The sequence below is a fragment of the Kribbella sp. HUAS MG21 genome (genome assembly GCF_040254265.1).
Classification (GTDB): Bacteria; Actinomycetota; Actinomycetes; order Propionibacteriales; family Kribbellaceae; genus Kribbella.
On record NZ_CP158165.1, the window covers coordinates 6,295,840 to 6,314,268 of the forward strand.

Below are 18,429 nucleotides of genomic sequence, written 5' to 3' on the forward strand. Positions count from 1 at the left end.
GCGCCCAGAACCTGAGAAGTCCGTGTGCTCACTGGTATCAGCCCCTCGGCGCACTCGTGCCGGTGGAGAGCTCGAGGCGGTCGAGGTGGCGCTGCATGTCGGACCAGACGCGACGCTCGAGACGTCGGCCGGCCAGGCCGACCAGTGGGCCGAGCAGTCGCAGCACGCCTCGGAGGTGAAAGTCCCATTCCCAGTGGACGCTCGAGCCGTCGCCGGTCGCGGTGACGGTCTGCCGACCGTGAACCCGCAGGCCCGCGGAGTCGATCCGCCAGGTGAGGCGATCGGGGCGCTCGGCGTCGACCAGGTCGATCACGATCTCGTCCGTTCGCCCGAATCGCCGGATACGCTGGCGGAACCGTGTCCCCGGCCCGATCGGACCCGGGGTGAGCTTCTCGGCGTACACGACGAGTGGGTTGTACTGCGGCTCGTGGCGCGGGTCGGCCAGGAAATCGAACAGGGCGGCGGGACTGCGGCGGAACTGGGTTTGTCCTTCGATGTGCGTCATCGCACAACCTCCTTCAGGCGCCGCCGGTGGCCGGTGAGCAGGAGGGCCAGAGCGGTGCCGTAGAGCAGCAGGATGGCCGGCTCGCCGGGGTCGATGGCGGTGGCGCCGGAGATGTCGGCGGCGACCTGGACGGGGAGCGCCACGATGTAGCTGAGCTGATGCAGCAGGCCCGAGACGAGTGCGATCACTGCGGCGGGGTAACCCGCGGGCCGATGTCGCCACAGCAGTACGGCGGCGGTCGCGTACCACGGCACCAGCAGCGCCAGGTCCAACGCGATGCCGAGATGCACGACGGTGTCGGTCTCCACGAGACGGCTGCCTCCCGCCACGTCGCCGGTGATCGCGTTGTCGAGGGCGAAGTACACCCACATCCCGGCGAGCGCCGTCGCGAGCACGGCCAGCAGAGCGGCGGCGATGCGTGATCGTGTGCCAGTCGCCGCCGGGCCCGTCAGCGGCAGGTCGATCGCTCGCACCGTGAAGGCGAGTCCGGCCGCGCCGGCGCTGAAGACCAGGACGTGGAGCAGGAACAGGTCGCCGAAGCCCGTACCGAAGAGGTAGTACGCGTACGTGTACACCAGGTACGCGAGGAGGGACGCCTGCGCGAGTACTGCCGGCATCCGCCCGCGTCGCGCTGGACGCACCACCGCGGCCAGCGCGAGCGCAACCAGCACGTTGACGGCGTCGTACCCCTGCAACATTGCCGCGGTGGAGGCCGCGCCCGGATACGGGTTGTCCATCAGCAGCCCAGCGCAGCCGGCTGCCAGCGCGCCGGCAGCCGCCAACGCGGCCAGTCTGCCGGCCGCGGTGTGCCGGCCGGGTACGCCGACGCGAGGGACGTCCCGAAGCTTGTCAGGTGAGTGAACAGTCATGATGCGCGCTCCCGCCGGTCACTGTCTGGAGCGCACCACGCCGTCCGGCGGTCGCTCCGGAGCACGTTCACCGTACGGCGTCGAGCCGGTGCCGTGGCAGGGGCGTTCGTCCATGCGCCGCAGGCTGTTCGTCCCATGACGCCGTACGCCCCTCACCAGCTGGACGGGACTTCTGATCCTGCCGATCGGCCACCCGGCGCTCCTACGGTCGGAGTGGAGGGGAGAGCGATGAAGTATCAGATCACCGAACGAAACGAGCCTGAGCGGCACCTCGCGGTGACCCGCTTCACGACCACGGTCGCCGAGATCAGCACGAGGATGGGAGCCGCCTTCGCGACCGTCTTCGGCTACCTGGCCGAGCACGGCATCGACCCGGCCGGCGCGCCGACGGCGTACTACGTGATGGGCGAGGACACCTTCGAGGTACGCGTCGGGTGCGAGGTGCGCGATCCGGTGAAGCCGGACGATCCGATCGAGCCGTTCGTGCTTCCAGCCGCGGTCACGCTGTCGACGGTTCACGTCGGACCGTACGACGACCTGCCCAACGCCTATGACGCACTCGGGACCCGAGCCGGCGAGCTCGGGCTCACACTCGACCCGATGCACATGTGGGAGGAGTACCTGACCGGTCCCGAGGTGCCGCCGAACAGCCAGCGCACCGAGATCCACTGGCCGCTGGCTGCGTAGCGGGTGAGGAGCGGGGGAAGCCCATCGCCGCTACTGCAGCGAGCCGAGATGTACGGTGCGCGGCTGGGGTCCGCTTCTCCGTACCCTTGTGCCTGGCTTCCCTCGCCCACCTTCAGTGGACACCAGGGAGGGCGTACGGCGCAGGGCCGAAGGTCACAGCTCCGCCGGGTCTCTCGGCGGTCCGGTCAGTAGCCGAAGTCGCGGTTGGCCAGACCCACGAAGCCGGCCGCCAGGACGGTGGTGGCGATGGCGGTCACGACGACGAGGGGTGTGGCGGTGACGGACTCGAGCGGGGCCTGCGGGAGGTGGACGAACGGCGACGCCTGACGGGTCCAGTCGGGGAGGTCGAACGAGTCGGCGAACATCGCGATCACCCCGCAGTACCCGACGACGCTCCAGGCGACAGCTGCCGCGGCGCGGGGCAGCCAACCGATGGCCAGCACCGCGACCGCGACGACGAGCCACACCGCGGGAAGCTGGACGAGAGCGACGCCGACCAGGCGGAGGAACTGACCGGGATCGGAGGTCGCGATGCCGTAGGCAAGGCCGTGGCCGAGTCCTGCCACCGCGACAGCGACCACGCTGCCCGCGAGCGCGACGGCCACGTAGCTGCCGAGCCACGATCGGCGGCTGACCTTGGTGGCCAGGACCGGTTCGGCACGGCCGGAGGTCTCCTCGTGCCGAGCCCGCATCGCGCCGGCCACCGCGGACGCCGCGGCGAGCAAGGCACTGATCAGGATGACCAGGGCGAAGTACGAGTTGACGACCTCGGCCGCGCCACCGGGAAGGTACTGCGCGATCTCTGGGTTGTCGGCGACGTACGCCTCGACCGAATCGGCGAACGAGCCGTAGGCGACACCGAGCACGAACAGGCCGGTGGTCCAACCGATGATCGAACCTCGCTGCAGCCGCCAGGCCAGTCCGAGCGGCGAACGCAACGCCCACGAAGCGGTCGCGCGGCCCTGCCGGTACGACAGCAAGCCCTCGCCGAAGTCACGCCGGTCGAGCAGGGCCACGGCAACGCCGACGAGTACGACGCCGGCTGCGAGCGGGATCAGCAGCGGCCACCATCGGTCGCCGGCGTACGGGAAGGTGCGTTGCCCCCAGCCGATCGGTGACAGCCACGACCAGACCGGGTTGCCGATGTCTCCGGCCGCGCGCAGGACGAACGCCGTACCGAGCGCGACGCCGACGGCGCCGTACACCGAGCGCGGGTTCTCGAACACCTGTACCGCCACCGCGGTCAGCGCGGCGAAGGCGAGCCCGACCCCTGCCGCCGCGGCCCCTAGCAGAGCCGAGCCACCCACCGGCAGGCCGGTACCCGCGGCCGCGCCGAAGACGACGACGGCGACGGCCAGATCGGCGATCGCCGCGAGGCACAGCGCGGCGGCGAGAGGCGCGCGCCGACCGACACTGGCCGACCTGACCAATTCGCCGCGCCCGGTCTCCTCGTCGGTCCGCGTGTGCCGGCCGACCAGGAACATGTTCATCAGCCCGAGCACGATCGCGAGGAACCCGAAGACCTCGAACACCACCTCGCCGCCGACGGTGTCGAGCAGACGCTCGGGACCGCTCATCGCGAGCAGCGCCGCGTTGCCGGTCATGGTCTGCCGCAGCTTCGCGAGAGCCTCGGGTGTCCCGTAGAGGTCCTGGCTGCTGACCGACTGGAACCCGACCAGCAGGCCGGAGCCGATCAGCCACCACGGCAGACTACGGCGCTCCTGCCTCAGCATGAAGCGCAGCAGTACGGCCGTGCCGGCGGCGGTGCTCACGACTCGCTCACGGGGTCGTAGTGCCGCAGGAACAACTCCTCCAGGGTCGGCGGAGTGCTGGTGAGGCTTCGGACGCCGAGCGCGGACAGGTGCCGGAGCGCTTCGTCGAGGTTGGCGGTGTCGACGTCGAACATCGCCCGGTGTCCTTCGACCGTCAGATCGTGAACGCCGGGCAGCCGGGTGATCCCGTCGAGGGGAAGTGCGGTCTCGACCGAGATCGACGTCCGGGTCAGGTGGCGCAGCTCGGTCAGCGTCCCGGACTCCACGGTCCGGCCGAGCCGGATGATGCTGACCCGGTCGCAGAGCGCCTCGACCTCGGCGAGGATGTGGCTGGACAGCAGCACGGTCCGGCCCGCGGCCTTCACCTCCTCGACGCACCGCTGGAACTCGGACTCCATCAACGGATCCAGCCCGGAGGTCGGCTCGTCCAGCAGCAGGAGCTCGGCGTCGGAGGTGAGTGCGGCGATCAGGCCGACCTTCTGCCGGTTGCCCTTGGAGTACGTCGAGGCCTTCTTGCGCGGGTCCAGGTCGAACCGCTCGAGCAGCTCGTCGCGGCGGCGCCGGTCGACTCCGCCGCGCAACCGGCCCATCAGGTCGATGATCTCGCCGCCGGTGATGCCCGGCCACAGGGTGACGTCGCCCGGCACGTACGCGAGCCGGGACCGCAGCGCGACGCCGTCGGTCCACGGATCGCCGCCCAGCAGCCGGACCTTGCCGGCGTCAGCGCGCAGCAACCCGAGCAGCACCCGGATCGTGGTCGTCTTGCCCGACCCGTTCGGCCCGAGGAAACCGTGCACCTCGCCGGTTCGTACGTCGAGGTCGAGACCGTCCAGGGCCTTCGTCGTGCCGAAGGTCTTCACCAGCCCGGTCACCGATATCGCGGACGTGGCAGCACCCGCCATCTGAGCCTCCCCAGCTCGTGAACAACCGACCAGTACGACGATCCGCCACCCCCGAGCCCCCGGCAAGGGGCGCTTGGTCCCGACCCGCCGGGACTTTCGGGCGCCCACCTCGCGGGCCGGGCGTCAGCGAACGCGGCGGTAGATGATCGGCTGTGCGGCGATGCCGTTGGCCTTGAAGTTGGCCAGGACGAAACTGCGGAACGTGGGGCGGAGGATCAGGCCGGGCAGGAAGGTGCGCCAGGTCGGCCAGCTCGCGTGGTTGATCAGGCCGTAGTCCGCGGCCTCGCCGCGCGCGGGCCGCATCAGAGCCGAGTTGGGGAGCGCCGTCTTGGCCTGGAACCAGCTGGCGGTGTACTCCCAGACCTTGAGCAGCGTGTCGCGGTCGTCGGCGTAGAAGTAGTTGAACAGGTAGCGGTGATCTTGGGTGTGGTCCACGTCGCCGAGCAGCCCGGCGTTCTCGGCGACGATCTCGTGGGTACGGCGGGCGGCGGCGCCGAGAGTGCGGGCGATGTGCTGGTAGGTGGCGCTGTCGCGTAGGTCCTGGGTGGCCTGCACGGACTCGGTGCGGATCAATACCACGAGGTCGAAGCGGGCCGGCGGGATTCCCCGTGCGGCCAGGATCTCGTCGCCTTCGCCGGGCGGTCGCAGCACCGCGCGGAACACGTTGGCCTCGTGAATGCCAGGGCTGTCGACGGCGGCGACCAGGCTCTGGAGTTGGGCGGCGAGCCGGGCCGCGGGAGATGCGAAGGGTCCGCGCCAGGTGCCGGTCTCGCCGGCGAGCAGGAGGAAGCCGTCGCCGGTCGGTGGCAGCGTGCGGGCCTTGACGGCCAGCTGGTCGTTGATCAGTTCCATGGGAATCTCCGGCGTCAGTCGTTGTCGGGGTGCGGCAGCAGGGCGTCGGCGGCAGCCCAGGCCCGGGCGAGTCCGAACTCGGCGACGCCGCGGATGAGGTCGCGGAAGGTGTTCTCGGTGGCTCCGGCTGCTGTGGCCAGTCCGGCGTGCAGGCGCAGGGATCGGCCGAGGGTTTGGTAGAGGATGTCGACGGTCAGGCAGGCGATCGCTCGCTCGCGGACACTGAGCCGCGGGCGGTTCCAGCGCTGGATGAGTTGTTCTTCGGTGAAGGCTGCCAGTCCTGGGGCGACCTTGGTCAGTTCGCCCACGATGCGCGCGAGCGCTCCGGTCAGTGGTTCGGGGCTGACGGGCGCGTCGTCTTGGGCGTCGGGCAGGCCGAGGTCGGTCAGGCGCTGGAACGCGGTGACCAGGATCGGGTACCCGACGTACGGCGCCAGATGTCGGTACAGCTCCCGGATCGCCTCGGGTTCGACGCCGTGGGCCAGGGCCATCTGGACGTGCATGGCCAGCGGCTGGTCGAGGTGCGGGTGGCACAGGTCGGCGGTCAGGCAGACGAACGCCTTCTCGCGCATCGTCAGGTGGTGCAGACCCCACAGGTTGTGCCCGGCGCCGACGGCGAACCGGGCGAAGACGGGATCGAGAGCGGTGAGCGCGTCGGCGCCGGCGAGCTGAGTCATCGAGGTTCTCCCTGAAGGGTCGGAATCAGGACAGGCCCAGGGCGCGCAGCCGCAGGACATCGAGGGAGTACTGCGGGACGACGCGGCCGAGCGTGCTCATCAACCGCGACTTCTTCCCGACCGGATAGCGCGCCCGCGGCTTGCGCGCGGTCAGGGCGTGCCGGATCGCGTCCGCGACGACGTCCGGGCTGGAGCCCCCGCGCTCCTCCTTCAGGCCCGCCGACGTCATCGCCCGGTACGCGTCGCCGTACAGCCGCCGGCCCTCGGCCCCGATCGCCGCGAGCCTCGGCTCGACCTCGTCCTCCAGCTTGTCGACCGCGGACGTGTGGATCGAGCCCGGTTCGATCAGCACCGCCGCGACGCCGTACGGCTTGAGCTCCATCCGCAGCGCGTCGTTGAGCGACCGGATCGCGTGCTTGGACGAACACAACGGACCACCGAACGGCAACGTGATCCAGCTCCCCACCGAACCGACCGTGACAACCCGCCCGCGCGCGGCGCGCAACTTGGGCAGCATCGCCTGCGTGATCGCCACCTGACCGAACACATTCACCTCGTACTGCCAGCGCAGCGCCTCCAGCGACACGAACTCCAATGGACCGGTGACCCCGACACCGGCGTTGTTCACCAACGCGTCCAAGCGGTCCAGCCGCGCGGCTGCCTCGGCGATCTGGCCGGCGTCCGTGATGTCCAGCGTGAGCGGAGTGACCTTCGGACCGAGCGCCTCGCCGTCCGCCTCCTTGCGTACGCCGGCATAGACGGTGAAACCCTCGCGCGCCAGCAGCAGCGCGGTCGCCCGGCCGATCCCGCTCGACGCCCCGGTCACCAGAACGGTTCTCGACATCTTCCTTGCTCCTCTCGTCCGATGCCAACAAGTGTTGACCATGCTCACTGGCAATGTCAACAACTGTTGGCCTACACTTGTTGACATGAGGAGAACGGCAGCAGACACCACCGCGGTGATCCTGGCCGCGGCCCGGGAGCGGTTCGCCGCCGACGGGTACGACAAGTCCACGATCCGGGCGATCGCCGCCGACGCGGGGATCGACCCGGCCATGGTCATGCGGTACTTCGGTTCCAAGGAGAAACTGTTCGCCACCGCCGCCGAGTTCGACCTGCGGCTGCCCGACCTGACCCAGGTGCCACGCGAGCAGTTGGGTGAGGTGGTGGTCCGGCACTTCCTCGACCGGTGGAGTGCTGACGAAGGATTGCGGGTCCTGCTGCGCACCGGTGTCACCAACGAGGCCGCGGCCGAGCGCATGCGCGCGGTCTTCGGTGCGCAACTGGCGCCGGCGATCGCCGCCCGGGGCGTCGACCGTCCGGCCGTGCGAGCCGTACTGGCGGCGTCCCAGGTGCTCGGGATGGCGCTGTGCCGCTACATCCTGAAGTTTCCGCCGGCGGTCGATCTGACCGACGCCGAGGTGATCGAATGGCTGGCCCCGACCGTGAACCGGTACCTGACCGACTGATCCGCCTGTGGTCCTCAGTCAGCTGAGGTGTCGACGAAGCGGACACCGGTGACGAGGTCGGTGTCGATCGCGATGACCGTGTTCATCGGCTGGTCGACCCAAGGGAGGAGGGCCTGCTCGAGGCGGGCGATGCGGACCGGGTCGTCCACGGTTCGCGCCGTACCGGTGACGACGACGCTCCAGCCGAGACGGCGTACGGCGTCCAGGTCGTCGGCCTCGTACGCGACGACCTCACCGGCCACCCGGGTGACCGCGGCGGAGAGCCTGGTGCGGATGATGACCTGGCCGTCGTCGAGCAGGTGATTGACCGGGCGGACCGCCGGGAGGGCGTTCTGGGTGAAGACGACCCGTCCGAAGCCGACGGTGGTGAGAAGCGCAAGCGCGGTCGCCCTGTCCAGGTTCTCCACGCGGCGGGAGATCGACAGGGCGTGAGCCTTCTCGTTGGTGTTCATGCTCGGTACCGCACTGTCCGGTCGTTCAGCGGAGCTGCTCCGGTGTACACGGGGCAGGTCGGTCAAGGTCGTCTCTTCTCACGCGATGTCGCCGCCAGCATCGCAGCGCTCGGTCCCGCGCCTGTAGGGCCGAAGGTCCCTAGTGGCGGCGGGCTTCGTCACATGAGCAGCGGAACAGCCGCTGATCCGTGCGGGACCTTCGACTCTTGGCCGCACCTGTCAGGCACCGGATCGTGGCACCGTGGCGCTTGTACTCAGGTATGGCCTGACCGCTGACGAGGTCGCCGAGCGGGTCGCGGCCGGGCGGACCAACGCGGTTCAGGTACGGACCAGTCGCACGTTCGGGCAGATCATCAGGGCCAACGTCTTCACGTTCTTCAATGGGCTCCTCGGCGTGCTCTTCGTCGCCGTGGTCGCCACCGGCAACTGGCGCAACGCGCTGTTCGGGCTCGTGATCGTCACCAACTCCGGCATCGGCATCGTCCAGGAGGTGCGTGCCAGGCGGACGCTGGACCGGCTTGCGCTGCTGAACGTGACCCGGGCCCATGTGGTGCGCGACGGTACGGCGGCCGAGATCGACGCCGAGGACGTCGTGCAGGACGACCTGGTGCGGATCCGCACCGGCGACCAGGTGCTGGCCGACGGCGTCGTCGTCACCGCGGACGGTCTGGAGATCGACGAGTCGCTGCTGACCGGGGAGTCCGATCCGGTCCACAAGGTCTCCGGGGACGGGGTCCGGTCGGGGTCGATCGTTGTCGCGGGCACCGGTGAGTTCGAGGCGCGTGCGGTCGGTGCCGAGACGTACGCCGCCCAGCTCGCGGCGGAGGCGCGCCGCTTCCAGGTCACGCGCTCGGAGCTGGTCGCGGGGACGACGAGGCTGCTGCGCTGGATCTCGCTGGTGCTGCTCGTGGTTGCTCCGGTGCTGCTGTGGTCGCAGTTCCGCAGTGCGGACAACGAGGACTGGCGCGACGCGGTCACCGGTACGGTCGCGGCGATCGTGGGCATGATTCCCGAAGGCCTGGTGCTGCTGACGTCGCTGGCGTTCATGCTGGCGATCGTGACCCTCGCGCGACGGCAGACGCTCGTCCAGGAGTTGCCGGCGGTGGAAGGCCTGGCGCGGGTCGACGTGGTCTGCCTGGACAAGACCGGCACGCTGACCCACGGCAACGTGGTCTTCGACCGCGTCGAACCCCTGATCGACGAGCCGGTCGACGAGGTGCTGGCGCTGATCTCGTCCGGCGGCGATTCGAACGCCACCTCGGACGCGCTGCGTGCCGCGTTCGGGCCCTCCCTGTCCACGGCAGCCGCGCGGGTGCCGTTCTCGTCGGCGCGGAAGTGGCAGTCGGTGACCGCAGCGGGCACAACGTGGGTTCTCGGCGCGCCCGAGATGGTGCTGGTCGGCGACACCGGTGCCGCCGTCCGGGGGCGTGCGAACGAGCTGGCGGCACGAGGGGAGCGGGTGCTGGTGCTGGCACGTGGCACGCCGTACGCCGACAACGCGCCGGAGTTGCCGGCGCGGCTGGAGCCGATCGCGCTCGTCGTACTGACCGAGAACATCCGTGACGACGCCGCGGCGACCATGCGCTACTTCACCGAGCAGGGCGTCGCGCTCAAGGTGCTGTCCGGCGACAACCCCCGGACGGTCGGCGCGGTCGGCGCGGCGGTCGGTGTGCCCGGTGTCACCGGCGCCGCTGACGCGGTCGACGCGCGGACCCTTCCGGAGGATCTCGACGAACTCGCCGACGTGCTCGACAAGGCGTCCGCGTTCGGGCGGGTCAGCCCGCACCAGAAGCGCGCCTTCGTCAAGGCGTTGCAGCGCCGCGGCCATGTGGTCGCGATGACCGGTGACGGGGTCAACGACGCGCTCGCCCTCAAGGACGCCGACATCGGCGTTGCCATGGGCAACGGTTCGCCGGCGACCCGGGCGGTCGCCCAGCTGGTGCTGCTCGACGGGCGGTTCGCACACCTGCCGGACGTCGTCGCCGAGGGCCGCCGGGTGATCGCGAACATCGAACGGGCGGCGAACCTGTTCCTGGTCAAGAACGTGTACTCGCTCGTGCTGTCGCTGATCACCGCGACGACCTTGGTCGCCTACCCGTTGGAACCGATCCAGCTCACGTTGATCTCGAACCTCACGATCGGGATCCCGGCGTTCTTCCTGGCGCTCGGGCCGAACACCCGGCGCTACCTGCCGGGTTTCCTCGGCCGGGCGCTGCGGTTCGCGATTCCGGTGGGCGTGGTGACCGCGGTGTGCGCGTTCGCCGGGTACCGGCTGACGCGTGTTCTCGACCCCGGCGCTGGTGTTGCCGGCGCGCGCACCGTCACCACCGTCGTCGTCCTCATGGTTTCCCTGTGGACACTGTCGATCCTGGCCCGGCCGCTGCGGCCGTGGAAGCTGGCGCTGCTGGCAGTGATGGCGCTGCTCGCGTCGATCGCCGTGCTGGTGCCGCCGATCGGGCACGGCCTGTTCCTGCTGGAACTCACGCCGTACCGGCTGCTCGCAGCGGCGGCTCTGGCAGTCGTGGGCATCGCTCTGGTCGAGACCACATCCCGCGTCGTCCGTCCGAGGTGACAACGGGACTTTGTGCCCTGTGCCGTGCCGTGGGAACGGGCTATTGCTGGGCGTATGACCGATGCCGCCGAGTCCCTGCCGACGCCGGTGCCGCGTGATCCGTGGTTCCGGCTGCACCCCCGCACCGCACTCGGGGTGGCCGGCGGGCTGTACGTCGCGGTGCTGCTGCTGACCGTGCTCGCGGGGACCCCTGGTGACGACTACTTCCTGTTGTACGTGTTCCCGGTGGCCTTGATCGCGATCGCTTTCGGGTGGCGTGCGGGTGTCGGCGCGGGGCTCGCGGCTGTTGCCTTCGTCATCGTCTGGGTCGTCGTGCGCGACGTCGAGCTCAGCCCCACCGGCTGGGTGGCGCACGTCGCGCCGATGCTGGTGCTGGGCCTGCTGCTCGGGACGGCGGCAGACCGGCTGCGTGCCGCCGAGGCCGCGCGTGTGGAGGTCGAAGCGGCCGCACTCCTGCACCGTGAAGCGATCGAGATCAACGATCTGCTGGTGCAGGGCATGGCTGCCGCCCGCTGGTCCTTCCAGGCCGGTCAGGTGGATGCCGGCCTGAAGATCCTCGACGAGACGCTCGGCCAGGCCCAGGAGTTGGTGTCCGCACTGATCCGGCAGGCGGAGATGGGCCGGCGCGCCCAGGACCTCGGTGGCCTGGAGGCCCGTCACAGACCGTGAAGCGCCGACCACCTGAGGGACAAGTGGTCCTGTCCGGAACGGGACGTTCGTCTCTGGGGGGACCTGGGCGCCGGTCAGACCCTCGAAGCACAGCCGCACTACCGCGGATGTGAGGGGGGAGACCGATGAGATTCAGCAGAACCGCCGCCGTGGCCATGGTGACAGCCGCGCTCGCACTGGGGACCGGAACGGCGGCGGGAGTGGGCCAGGTGCCTACCGCGCCGGCCGGCATCACGATCGAGCCGGCTCCGGAGGAACCGGGAGAAGCACAGTTCGTGCCGGGGCAGAGCAACGTCGTACCGCCGGTCGCGCCTCCGGCGACCGATGTCGGACAGACTCCGCTGCGCACGGCGGCGGCGCCGTTCTACGCCTGCCCGGGCTTCAGCGGCCTGGATGCGCAGAATCCACTGGCCAATCTGTACGCCGACAAGTTCACGTGGAAGCCGTACGCGCCGTACACGGTCGGCAACGGCGGCGGCAACATCAACTGGTCGCTGAACCCGTACAAGAACGCCAGCTGGTACATGTGGTTCCACTCACTGCGCTGGATCGGGCAGGGAGTCATTGCCGCGAGCAACGGTGACCTGACCGCGCTGACCCGGGTGAACACGATCGCGTACGACTGGTACCGCGACAACCCGTACTCGTGGAAGGCGAACGTCGGGGCGTGGGAGTCCACCATGCACCGGACCAACGTGCTGATCTGCCTGCGCCAGGCGATCCTCTCCGGACTGAAGGTGACGACGCTTCCGGCCCGCTACGCCTGGCTCGACACCGCGCTGCTGAGCCACGCCCGGTTCCTCACGAACTACTGGAGTGGCGCGTGGAACCACGGCACCGACGAGAGCATCGCGCTGTTCGGTGTCGGCGTCACGCTCAACCGCAGCGACTACAAGAACCTGGCCGTGCAGCGGCTGGCGGCCGGGATCACGACGTCGATCGATTCCCAGGGGTCGACCAACGAACAGTCGACCGGGTACGCCGCGTTCAACTACCGGCTGTGGGGCCGCGCGATCACCGCGCTGCAGAACGGCGGCGTCAGTCCTGGTACGACGATGACGACGCGCCGCGCACTGCTCGGGAAGTGGCTGGCGCTGGCGACGAACTCGCTCGGCAAGCTGCCGCAGATCGGCGACACCGAGCTGCAGGCGACGTATCCGTACGCGGGAACGCCGATGGAGTACGCCGGGTCGCTCGGAAAGTCCGGCACTGTGCCACCGTGGCGCGTCGGCGTGTATTCCAACGGGTACGTCTTCGGCAGGACCGGTTGGGGCACCGACCCGGCGCGGGGGTTCACCGGCGAATCGGCGTACAGCATCAGGTTCGGGCCGGCGCGGGCGTTCCACGGGCACCTCGACCACACGGGCATTACCTATACGGCACGCGGTCGCGACATCGTCATCAACGGCGGGTACGCCGCGTACTCGGCCGGCGTGTGGCGCAGCTGGACGCTGAGCGCGAGCGCGCACAGCGTGCTGACGACCCCGCTGTCCAAGGAAACCAATCCGGTCACCAAGCTGAACTCGTACGCCGTCAACGCCACCTCGGAGTCCTACCAGTTCACCGACGTGCCGGGCGCGGGGATCAGCCGGGTGCGCAGGGTGCTGGTGCTGAAGGACCCGGACCTGATCGTCACCTGGGACACCGCCTCGGCGAGGACCGCTCAGGCGTTCCAGACGCTGTGGCACCTGCCGTCGGACCAGCGTGCGACCGTGTACTCGCGAACCACCGCGGTGGCGATGGCGCCCGGTGACAGCACCAGGACCGTGATCTTCCAGGTTCCCTTCAAGCAGGCGCTCCCGCCCGGAGCGATTCTGGTGAAGCAAGGGCAGACCAGCCCGATCCAGGGGTGGACCTACCCGAGCAGCTACGTCCGGAAGTCCGCACCGACCGTGATGATGGCCCGCTCCGGGGCGACGGCGTCCATCCTGTCGTTCGTCGTTCCCGTCCGGGCAACGGGTGCCGTCAGCTACAGCACTCGCTGGTCGGGCACGACGTTCATCGTCGACCTGAATGTCGGCGGCAAGCTCACCGCCATCGCCGTCTCCGGCGGTGGCTCGCTCTACCGGGCCCGTTAGGAGGCAGTGATGACAACCCCGGCGCTCTCGGCAGCGCACCTGGGCAAGCGATTCGGTGATCGCGTCGCCGTCGACGACGTCAGCTTCTCGGTGGCGCCGGGGGAGACCTACGGTCTGCTCGGGCCGAACGGTGCGGGCAAGACCACCACCATCCGGCTGGTCTGCGGGTTGCTGACCGCCGACCGCGGTGAGGTGCTGGTGGCCGGCTCACCGATCGGTCCGTCGCGACCGGACGCGAAGCGGCACATCGGCTACGTTCCGCAGGACATCGCGCTGTACCCGGACCTCACCGCTCGCGAGAACCTGCGGTTCTTCGGGCGGCTGTATGGCTTGCGGGGCAAGCCGCTGAACCACCGGGTCGGCAAGGTGCTCGAGCTGATCGGGCTGACGGACCGCGCCGGTGACCGGGTGGAGTCGTTCTCCGGTGGGATGCGGCGCCGGCTCAACATCGGGGCCGGGCTCCTGCACGAGCCGTCACTGCTCGTGCTGGACGAACCAACGGTCGGCGTCGACCCGCAGAGCAGACACGCGGTGATGGAGAGCGTGCAGTCGTTCGGCGCCGCGGGGATGGCGGTGCTGTACACCACGCACTACATGGAGGAGGCCGAGAAGCTCTGCGACCGCGTCGGGATCATCGACCACGGCCGGCTGGTTGCCGAAGGCAATCGCCGGGAACTTGTCGCCCGGCTCGGAGAACGCGATCGGATCAGCCTGTCCGCGACCGGTGATCTCGCCGTGCTGGCCGAGAGGTGCCGGGTGATCACCGGCGTCGACCGCGCGGACGTCAAGGACGGCGAGGTCCAGTTGCTCGCTTCGGAGGGGCGGCGCCTGCTGCCCGACGTACTGGACGTCGCCGAGCGGACCGGCGTGTCGGTGCGGTCGGTCGAGGTGGACGAGCCGGATCTCGAGGCGGTCTTCCTGCACCTGACCGGCACGGCGTTGCGGGAGTGATCATGTACACCGCTCTCGTGATCGCCGCCAAGGACCTTCGCCAGCGCTTCCGCGACCGGTCCGCGCTCGTCCTCGGCTTCGTCGCGCCGATCGCGGTCGCGGCACTGATGAGCTTCGCGTTCTCCGGAGTGGAGAACTTCCACGCCGACGTCGCGCTGGTCGACAACGACCGAGGCCGGATCGCGATCGCCCTGCGCACCGCTCTGACCGGGCCCGACCTGTCCGGCGTCCTGACCATCCGGGACGCGGACGACGAGGCCGGGGCACGCCGGATGATCGACGACGGGGACGCGGGCGCGGCACTCGTCGTCCCGCGCGGGTTCAGCGCCGCGGCGGTCGGTGACGAGCCGATCGGACTCCGCGTCCTGGCCGATCCGGACGAGCCGCTGCAGGCGGAGGTGGCGCGGGCCGTCGCGGACGCCTACGTCACCCAACTCAACGCCGACCGGCTTTCCGTGCACACCGCTTTGGCGGCGGGCGTGCCCCGAAGCCGCGCCGACGAGCTCGCCGCGGCGGTGGCGGGCTTGCGGCTTCCTGAGTCGCTGGAAGCCCGGGCGACCGGGTACCGGCAGCTCACGACCGCGAGCTACTACGCGCCCGCGATGGGGATCATGTTCGTGCTGTTCGCGATCGGCTTCACCGCGCGCGGCTACTTCGTCGAAGGGCGCAGCGGGACCTTGGAGCGGATCGGAGCGGCGCCGCTGCGGCGCGGCGTCGTACTGCTCGGGAAGTCGCTCGCCGCGTTCGTCTACAGCGTCGTCAGTCTGGGCACGCTGGCGGTGGTGTCCTCGGTGGCGTTCGGTGCGCGCTGGGGACCCATCCTCCCGGCGGCGGCGCTGATCGTCGCGTTCTCGGCGGTGCTGGTCGCCTTGACCGCCCTGGTCGTCGCGGTGGCGCGGACCGAACGGCAGGCCGACGGCTTCGCGACGATCGTCACGTTCGTGCTGTTGCTGCTCGGCGGCAACTTCGTCCTGCTGAGTCAGGCACCGGAAACGCTCCGGCGGCTCGCGCTACTCACGCCCAACGGCTGGACGCTGCGCGGTTTCACCGATCTCGCCACGGGCGCTGCCGCGACCAGCGCGATCCGCCCGGCGCTGATCATTCTCGGGATGGCCGCGGCCCTCGGGGCGCTGGCCACTCTCATCGCCCGCTGGAGGTCGGTATGAGGAACGCACTGGCAGTGGCCGGAGCATCGTTGCGCCGGATGCTGCGGGACCGGACCGCGCTGTTCTTCGTCGTGGTGCTCCCGATCGTGGTCATCGTGATCATCGGTGCCGTCGTACAGAACCCGGGCGGTTTCCGGATCGGTGTCCTCGGCGGCAGCACGTCAGGGCGGCCGATCGCCGCGAGTCTCGTCGACGAACTGAAATCCGCCGGCCCGCTGCACACGATGAGCGACGAGCCGACGGCCCGGACCGCGCTCCGCCGTGGCGAGCTCGACGCGGTGGTCCTGGTCCCGGCGGACCTGGACGCGCGGCTCCTGGCTGGGGACTCGGTGCGGGTGCCGGTGCTGGCAGGTGGTGCCGAGTCGACGCAGGCCGCCGTCCGTTCGGCCGTCGCGGCAGCAGTGGCGCGGCATGCCGAGCGGATCCAGGCGGCGGCCTTCGCCGCGCGGACGACAGGGTCGACCACAGCCCAGCAGTTGCCGACGGCAACAGCGTTGCAGCGGATCACGCCGCGGATCGGGATCAGTACCGAGAACGTCGCCACGGGCAGTGAGTTCCTGCCGCTGGGCTTCAGCTACAGCGCACCGACGATGCTCGTGCTGTTCGTGTTCATCAACGCGCTGGCCGGTGGTGCCGCCGTCGTGCAGACCCGCCAGCTCGGGATCTATCAGCGGGCGCAGGCCGCACCGATCCGGGTTCGGAGCCTGTTGCTGGGTGAGACGTTGTGCTACCTGGCCTTCGCGCTGCTGCAGTCCGCCCTGATCGTGGCGGTCGGTGCGTTGCTGTTCGGTGTGAGCTGGGGAGACCCCGTGGCCGCGGTCGCGCTGATCGGCACCTGGGCCGTCGTGGGGACGGGCGCCGGCATGCTCAGCGGCGCCGTCTTCAAGACCGCTGACCAGGCGTCGGCGATCGGGCCGGTGATCGGCATCGCGTTCGCCATGCTCGGCGGTTGCATGTGGCCGCTGGCGATCGTGCCGGACGCGGTCCGCACGTTGGGGCACATCACGCCGCACGCGTGGGCGGTGGACGCCTGGATCACCGTGCTGTCCCGCGGCGGCGGCGTCGCCGACATCGCCACCCAGCTCGCGGTGCTGGCGGCCTTCGCCCTCGGCATGCTCACGCTGGCGTCGGCCGTCCTGCAACGCCGGTTGACGAGCTGACCGGCTTGCCGATCACTCCGTCGACGGTGAGCAGCCGGGCGTGTTCCCGCGCCTCCTCGGTATCGACAGGCCAGGTGAAGACGACCTCGGCGATCTGCCGTAACTCGGTCACGAGTTCCGGGGTCAGCAGGCGGCGATGGACGCAGACGCCGTACGGCGCTCGCGGCGAGCGGCGCAGGCGGGAACGCAGGCGACGGAGTCCGCGGCGACTGCCCGCCGACAGGACGAGACGTACGTTCGGCAGGTGGCGGAAGGCGGCCAGCATCCACCAATGCTGTGTGCAGACGGTGATCGTGGTGTCCGGCAGGACCGCGGCCAATCTGGGCGCCAGGCGGGGGTGGATTCCCTTGAGATCGAGCATCAGCCGCGAATCGCCGGCGGCCGCGGCCAGCAGATCGTCGACCTGCGCGACGGTGGTGCGGCGGATCAGTTCGCCCCGTTCCCACAGGAACCACGGGCCGAGCGTCTTGTGGTGCCGGACCTCGAGGCGGCCGCGGTACGCGTGCACGTCCGCCTCGACCAGGTCGGCTCCGCCGTCGAGCGCCGACCGGAGGGTGCTCAGGTCGTTGCCGGCGCGGTGCGCGATGACGAGCGGGCGCGTCACGTCGTACCCGGACGGGGCTCGGTGAACCAGCCGCGCCAGCGGAGGAACAGGAAGCTGCCGCCCAGTAGCAGGGCCGGGACCCAATACAGCAAGGCGGTCAGCGCGACGGCACCGAACGCGGCAGTCCAGGACACGCCGATCGAAGCCAGACCCGCAACCAGCGCACCCTCGCGAGGGCTGGCACCGTGAACCCCCGGAAGCACTCCGGCGATCTGGCTGGCGCCAAAGATCGCAACCAACTGCAGCGCGGGAACCGAACCACCGACCGCGTCGATGGAGGCGAACAGGAGGCCGAGAATCGTGGCCTGATACCCGACGGACAGCAGGATCCCGAACACGAACACCTTCGGTGACGGCCAGGGCCAGCGGGTTGTCAGACCAGGACGGCGTCGTCGCACGACCAGAGCCACCACCAGCACCACAGCGGCGGCGCCGGCGGCGATCGCGATCACGCTCGCCGGCAAGGTCACCCCGGTGATCACCACGGCCGCGATGAGGCCGATCGCACCGACGAAGCGGTCGAGCGCGACCTCGGCGGCGGCGCTGGAGCGCCGTACACCGATGGTTTCCAGTCGGTGGACGCGCCAGAGATCGGCACCGGCGTGCCAGGGGGAGATGAGACCGAGGATCTCACTTTCCGCGTAGGCACGCACGTGCCAGCGCCGGGTCCGGCCGCTGGTCGAGATCGCGTGCCAGCGCAGCGGGCACAACACGTATTTGCCGATCGCGAACGGCAGCAGGCCGACGACAGCGGGCAGGATCGCGGTGTGGGGGACGCGGTCGACGTTCCACAGGGAGAGCCCGACCGCCGCGACGAGCGCGGCGACGCGCACACCGCGGTGGGCGACGATCCCGCGCACACTGCGCACGACGAACTGTGGGAGGGGATGCTGGCCCAACTGCATGCGGGGTTCCTTCCGGGCCTGGCCTTTCACTATCAGGAAGATAACCCGCCCGCGCAAGGCCATTGGTCCCCGAGCCTCGGGCGGTCCGGCCCTGGACCGGCTGCGCCCGGTCCGCGACCGTGGGAGGGATGGTGCCGAA

Annotated in this window: 18 protein-coding genes; 8 read left to right on the forward strand and 10 right to left on the reverse strand. The window is 70.1% G+C overall.

The features are described from left to right. Positions 1 to 37 precede the first annotated feature (37 nt). Together ABN611_RS30430 and ABN611_RS30435 are read right to left on the reverse strand one after the other, a co-directional pair. The gene (locus ABN611_RS30430; protein ID WP_350275699.1) at positions 38 to 505 is read right to left on the reverse strand and encodes an SRPBCC family protein; all 468 of its coding nucleotides are present in this window, start codon (positions 503 to 505) and stop codon (positions 38 to 40) included. Continuing rightward, positions 502 to 1,374 (reverse strand): hypothetical protein, encoded by an 873-nt coding sequence (locus ABN611_RS30435; RefSeq protein ID WP_350275700.1) that lies wholly within the window; start codon positions 1,372 to 1,374, stop codon positions 502 to 504. The genes ABN611_RS30430 and ABN611_RS30435 overlap by 4 nt, the downstream gene beginning before the upstream one ends. Before the next feature lie 228 nt (positions 1,375 to 1,602). On the opposite strand from ABN611_RS30435, the gene ABN611_RS30440 reads away from it, so the two are divergent. Next, positions 1,603 to 2,061, forward strand: coding sequence for a GyrI-like domain-containing protein (locus tag ABN611_RS30440; RefSeq protein WP_350275701.1), 459 nt, complete (start codon positions 1,603 to 1,605; stop codon positions 2,059 to 2,061). Between the two features lie 185 nt (positions 2,062 to 2,246). Here the strand turns inward: ABN611_RS30440 and ABN611_RS30445 are convergent, their stop codons facing one another. The 5 genes from ABN611_RS30445 to ABN611_RS30465 all read right to left on the reverse strand — a co-directional run bounded on the left by ABN611_RS30445 (position 2,247) and on the right by ABN611_RS30465 (position 7,108). Further along, positions 2,247 to 3,833 carry a hypothetical protein gene (locus ABN611_RS30445; RefSeq protein ID WP_350275702.1) on the reverse strand — a complete coding sequence of 529 codons (1,587 nt, stop codon included), beginning with the start codon at positions 3,831 to 3,833 and terminating at the stop codon, positions 2,247 to 2,249. After that, positions 3,830 to 4,735: an ABC transporter ATP-binding protein gene (locus tag ABN611_RS30450; protein ID WP_350275703.1), complete on the reverse strand. Its 906-nt coding sequence runs from the start codon at positions 4,733 to 4,735 to the stop codon at positions 3,830 to 3,832. The genes ABN611_RS30445 and ABN611_RS30450 overlap by 4 nt, the downstream gene beginning before the upstream one ends. Before the next feature lie 123 nt (positions 4,736 to 4,858). Continuing rightward, the gene (locus ABN611_RS30455; RefSeq protein ID WP_350275704.1) at positions 4,859 to 5,587 is read right to left on the reverse strand and encodes a hypothetical protein; all 729 of its coding nucleotides are present in this window, start codon (positions 5,585 to 5,587) and stop codon (positions 4,859 to 4,861) included. 14 nt (positions 5,588 to 5,601) lie between these two features. Next, on the reverse strand, positions 5,602 to 6,264 hold the full coding sequence (locus tag ABN611_RS30460) for a carboxymuconolactone decarboxylase family protein (RefSeq protein WP_350275705.1): 663 nt from the start codon (positions 6,262 to 6,264) through the stop codon (positions 5,602 to 5,604). Positions 6,265 to 6,289: 25 nt separating this feature from the next. Then, positions 6,290 to 7,108 carry an SDR family oxidoreductase gene (locus ABN611_RS30465; protein ID WP_350275706.1) on the reverse strand — a complete coding sequence of 273 codons (819 nt, stop codon included), beginning with the start codon at positions 7,106 to 7,108 and terminating at the stop codon, positions 6,290 to 6,292. A gap of 85 nt (positions 7,109 to 7,193) precedes the next feature. Here ABN611_RS30465 and ABN611_RS30470 point away from each other — a divergent pair, with 85 nt between their 5' ends. Continuing rightward, complete coding sequence (locus ABN611_RS30470; protein WP_350275707.1) at positions 7,194 to 7,733, forward strand: TetR family transcriptional regulator; 540 nt, start codon at positions 7,194 to 7,196, stop codon at positions 7,731 to 7,733. 14 nt (positions 7,734 to 7,747) lie between these two features. On the opposite strand, the gene ABN611_RS30475 is transcribed toward ABN611_RS30470, so the two are convergent. Continuing rightward, complete coding sequence (locus ABN611_RS30475; protein WP_350275708.1) at positions 7,748 to 8,185, reverse strand: pyridoxamine 5'-phosphate oxidase family protein; 438 nt, start codon at positions 8,183 to 8,185, stop codon at positions 7,748 to 7,750. Between the two features lie 241 nt (positions 8,186 to 8,426). Here ABN611_RS30475 and ABN611_RS30480 point away from each other — a divergent pair, with 241 nt between their 5' ends. The 6 genes from ABN611_RS30480 to ABN611_RS30505 all read left to right on the forward strand — a co-directional run bounded on the left by ABN611_RS30480 (position 8,427) and on the right by ABN611_RS30505 (position 16,781). Further along, positions 8,427 to 10,757: an HAD-IC family P-type ATPase gene (locus ABN611_RS30480; RefSeq protein ID WP_350275709.1), complete on the forward strand. Its 2,331-nt coding sequence runs from the start codon at positions 8,427 to 8,429 to the stop codon at positions 10,755 to 10,757. A gap of 54 nt (positions 10,758 to 10,811) precedes the next feature. Beyond that, on the forward strand, positions 10,812 to 11,426 hold the full coding sequence (locus tag ABN611_RS30485) for a hypothetical protein (RefSeq protein WP_350275710.1): 615 nt from the start codon (positions 10,812 to 10,814) through the stop codon (positions 11,424 to 11,426). Positions 11,427 to 11,551: 125 nt separating this feature from the next. Further along, the gene (locus tag ABN611_RS30490; protein ID WP_350275711.1) at positions 11,552 to 13,504 is read left to right on the forward strand and encodes a heparinase II/III family protein; all 1,953 of its coding nucleotides are present in this window, start codon (positions 11,552 to 11,554) and stop codon (positions 13,502 to 13,504) included. A gap of 9 nt (positions 13,505 to 13,513) precedes the next feature. Further along, positions 13,514 to 14,455 carry an ABC transporter ATP-binding protein gene (locus ABN611_RS30495; RefSeq protein WP_350275712.1) on the forward strand — a complete coding sequence of 314 codons (942 nt, stop codon included), beginning with the start codon at positions 13,514 to 13,516 and terminating at the stop codon, positions 14,453 to 14,455. Between the two features lie 2 nt (positions 14,456 to 14,457). After that, positions 14,458 to 15,621 (forward strand): ABC transporter permease, encoded by a 1,164-nt coding sequence (locus ABN611_RS30500; protein WP_350275713.1) that lies wholly within the window; start codon positions 14,458 to 14,460, stop codon positions 15,619 to 15,621. Next, positions 15,618 to 16,781, forward strand: coding sequence for an ABC transporter permease (locus ABN611_RS30505; RefSeq protein ID WP_350275714.1), 1,164 nt, complete (start codon positions 15,618 to 15,620; stop codon positions 16,779 to 16,781). Before ABN611_RS30500 ends, ABN611_RS30505 begins: the two co-directional genes overlap by 4 nt. On the opposite strand, the gene ABN611_RS30510 is transcribed toward ABN611_RS30505, so the two are convergent. Both ABN611_RS30510 and ABN611_RS30515 read right to left on the reverse strand, forming a co-directional pair. Then, entirely contained in the window at positions 16,738 to 17,385 is a 648-nt protein-coding gene (locus ABN611_RS30510) for a hypothetical protein (RefSeq protein ID WP_350275715.1), read from the reverse strand. The genes ABN611_RS30505 and ABN611_RS30510 overlap by 44 nt on opposite strands. Continuing rightward, the gene (locus ABN611_RS30515) at positions 17,382 to 18,353 is read right to left on the reverse strand and encodes a lysylphosphatidylglycerol synthase domain-containing protein (RefSeq protein WP_350275716.1); all 972 of its coding nucleotides are present in this window, start codon (positions 18,351 to 18,353) and stop codon (positions 17,382 to 17,384) included. The genes ABN611_RS30510 and ABN611_RS30515 overlap by 4 nt, the downstream gene beginning before the upstream one ends. Between the last annotated feature and the right edge of the window lie 76 nt (positions 18,354 to 18,429).

What these genes read in the sequence shown, in the direction of transcription:
- ABN611_RS30435 (WP_350275700.1), bottom strand. Translation starts at nt 1,374, where the DNA reads ATGACTGTTCACTCACCTGACAAGCTTCGGGACGTCCCTCGCGTCGGC.
- ABN611_RS30450 (WP_350275703.1), bottom strand. Translation starts at nt 4,735, where the DNA reads ATGGCGGGTGCTGCCACGTCCGCGATATCGGTGACCGGGCTGGTGAAG.
- ABN611_RS30515 (WP_350275716.1), bottom strand. Translation starts at nt 18,353, where the DNA reads ATGGCCTTGCGCGGGCGGGTTATCTTCCTGATAGTGAAAGGCCAGGCC.
- ABN611_RS30440 (WP_350275701.1), top strand. Translation starts at nt 1,603, where the DNA reads ATGAAGTATCAGATCACCGAACGAAACGAGCCTGAGCGGCACCTCGCG.
- ABN611_RS30470 (WP_350275707.1), top strand. Translation starts at nt 7,194, where the DNA reads ATGAGGAGAACGGCAGCAGACACCACCGCGGTGATCCTGGCCGCGGCC.
- ABN611_RS30490 (WP_350275711.1), top strand. Translation starts at nt 11,552, where the DNA reads ATGAGATTCAGCAGAACCGCCGCCGTGGCCATGGTGACAGCCGCGCTC.
- ABN611_RS30460 (WP_350275705.1), bottom strand. Translation starts at nt 6,264, where the DNA reads ATGACTCAGCTCGCCGGCGCCGACGCGCTCACCGCTCTCGATCCCGTC.
- ABN611_RS30475 (WP_350275708.1), bottom strand. Translation starts at nt 8,185, where the DNA reads ATGAACACCAACGAGAAGGCTCACGCCCTGTCGATCTCCCGCCGCGTG.
- ABN611_RS30505 (WP_350275714.1), top strand. Translation starts at nt 15,618, where the DNA reads ATGAGGAACGCACTGGCAGTGGCCGGAGCATCGTTGCGCCGGATGCTG.
- ABN611_RS30465 (WP_350275706.1), bottom strand. Translation starts at nt 7,108, where the DNA reads ATGTCGAGAACCGTTCTGGTGACCGGGGCGTCGAGCGGGATCGGCCGG.
- ABN611_RS30430 (WP_350275699.1), bottom strand. Translation starts at nt 505, where the DNA reads ATGACGCACATCGAAGGACAAACCCAGTTCCGCCGCAGTCCCGCCGCC.
- ABN611_RS30455 (WP_350275704.1), bottom strand. Translation starts at nt 5,587, where the DNA reads ATGGAACTGATCAACGACCAGCTGGCCGTCAAGGCCCGCACGCTGCCA.
- ABN611_RS30485 (WP_350275710.1), top strand. Translation starts at nt 10,812, where the DNA reads ATGACCGATGCCGCCGAGTCCCTGCCGACGCCGGTGCCGCGTGATCCG.
- ABN611_RS30500 (WP_350275713.1), top strand. Translation starts at nt 14,458, where the DNA reads ATGTACACCGCTCTCGTGATCGCCGCCAAGGACCTTCGCCAGCGCTTC.
- ABN611_RS30495 (WP_350275712.1), top strand. Translation starts at nt 13,514, where the DNA reads ATGACAACCCCGGCGCTCTCGGCAGCGCACCTGGGCAAGCGATTCGGT.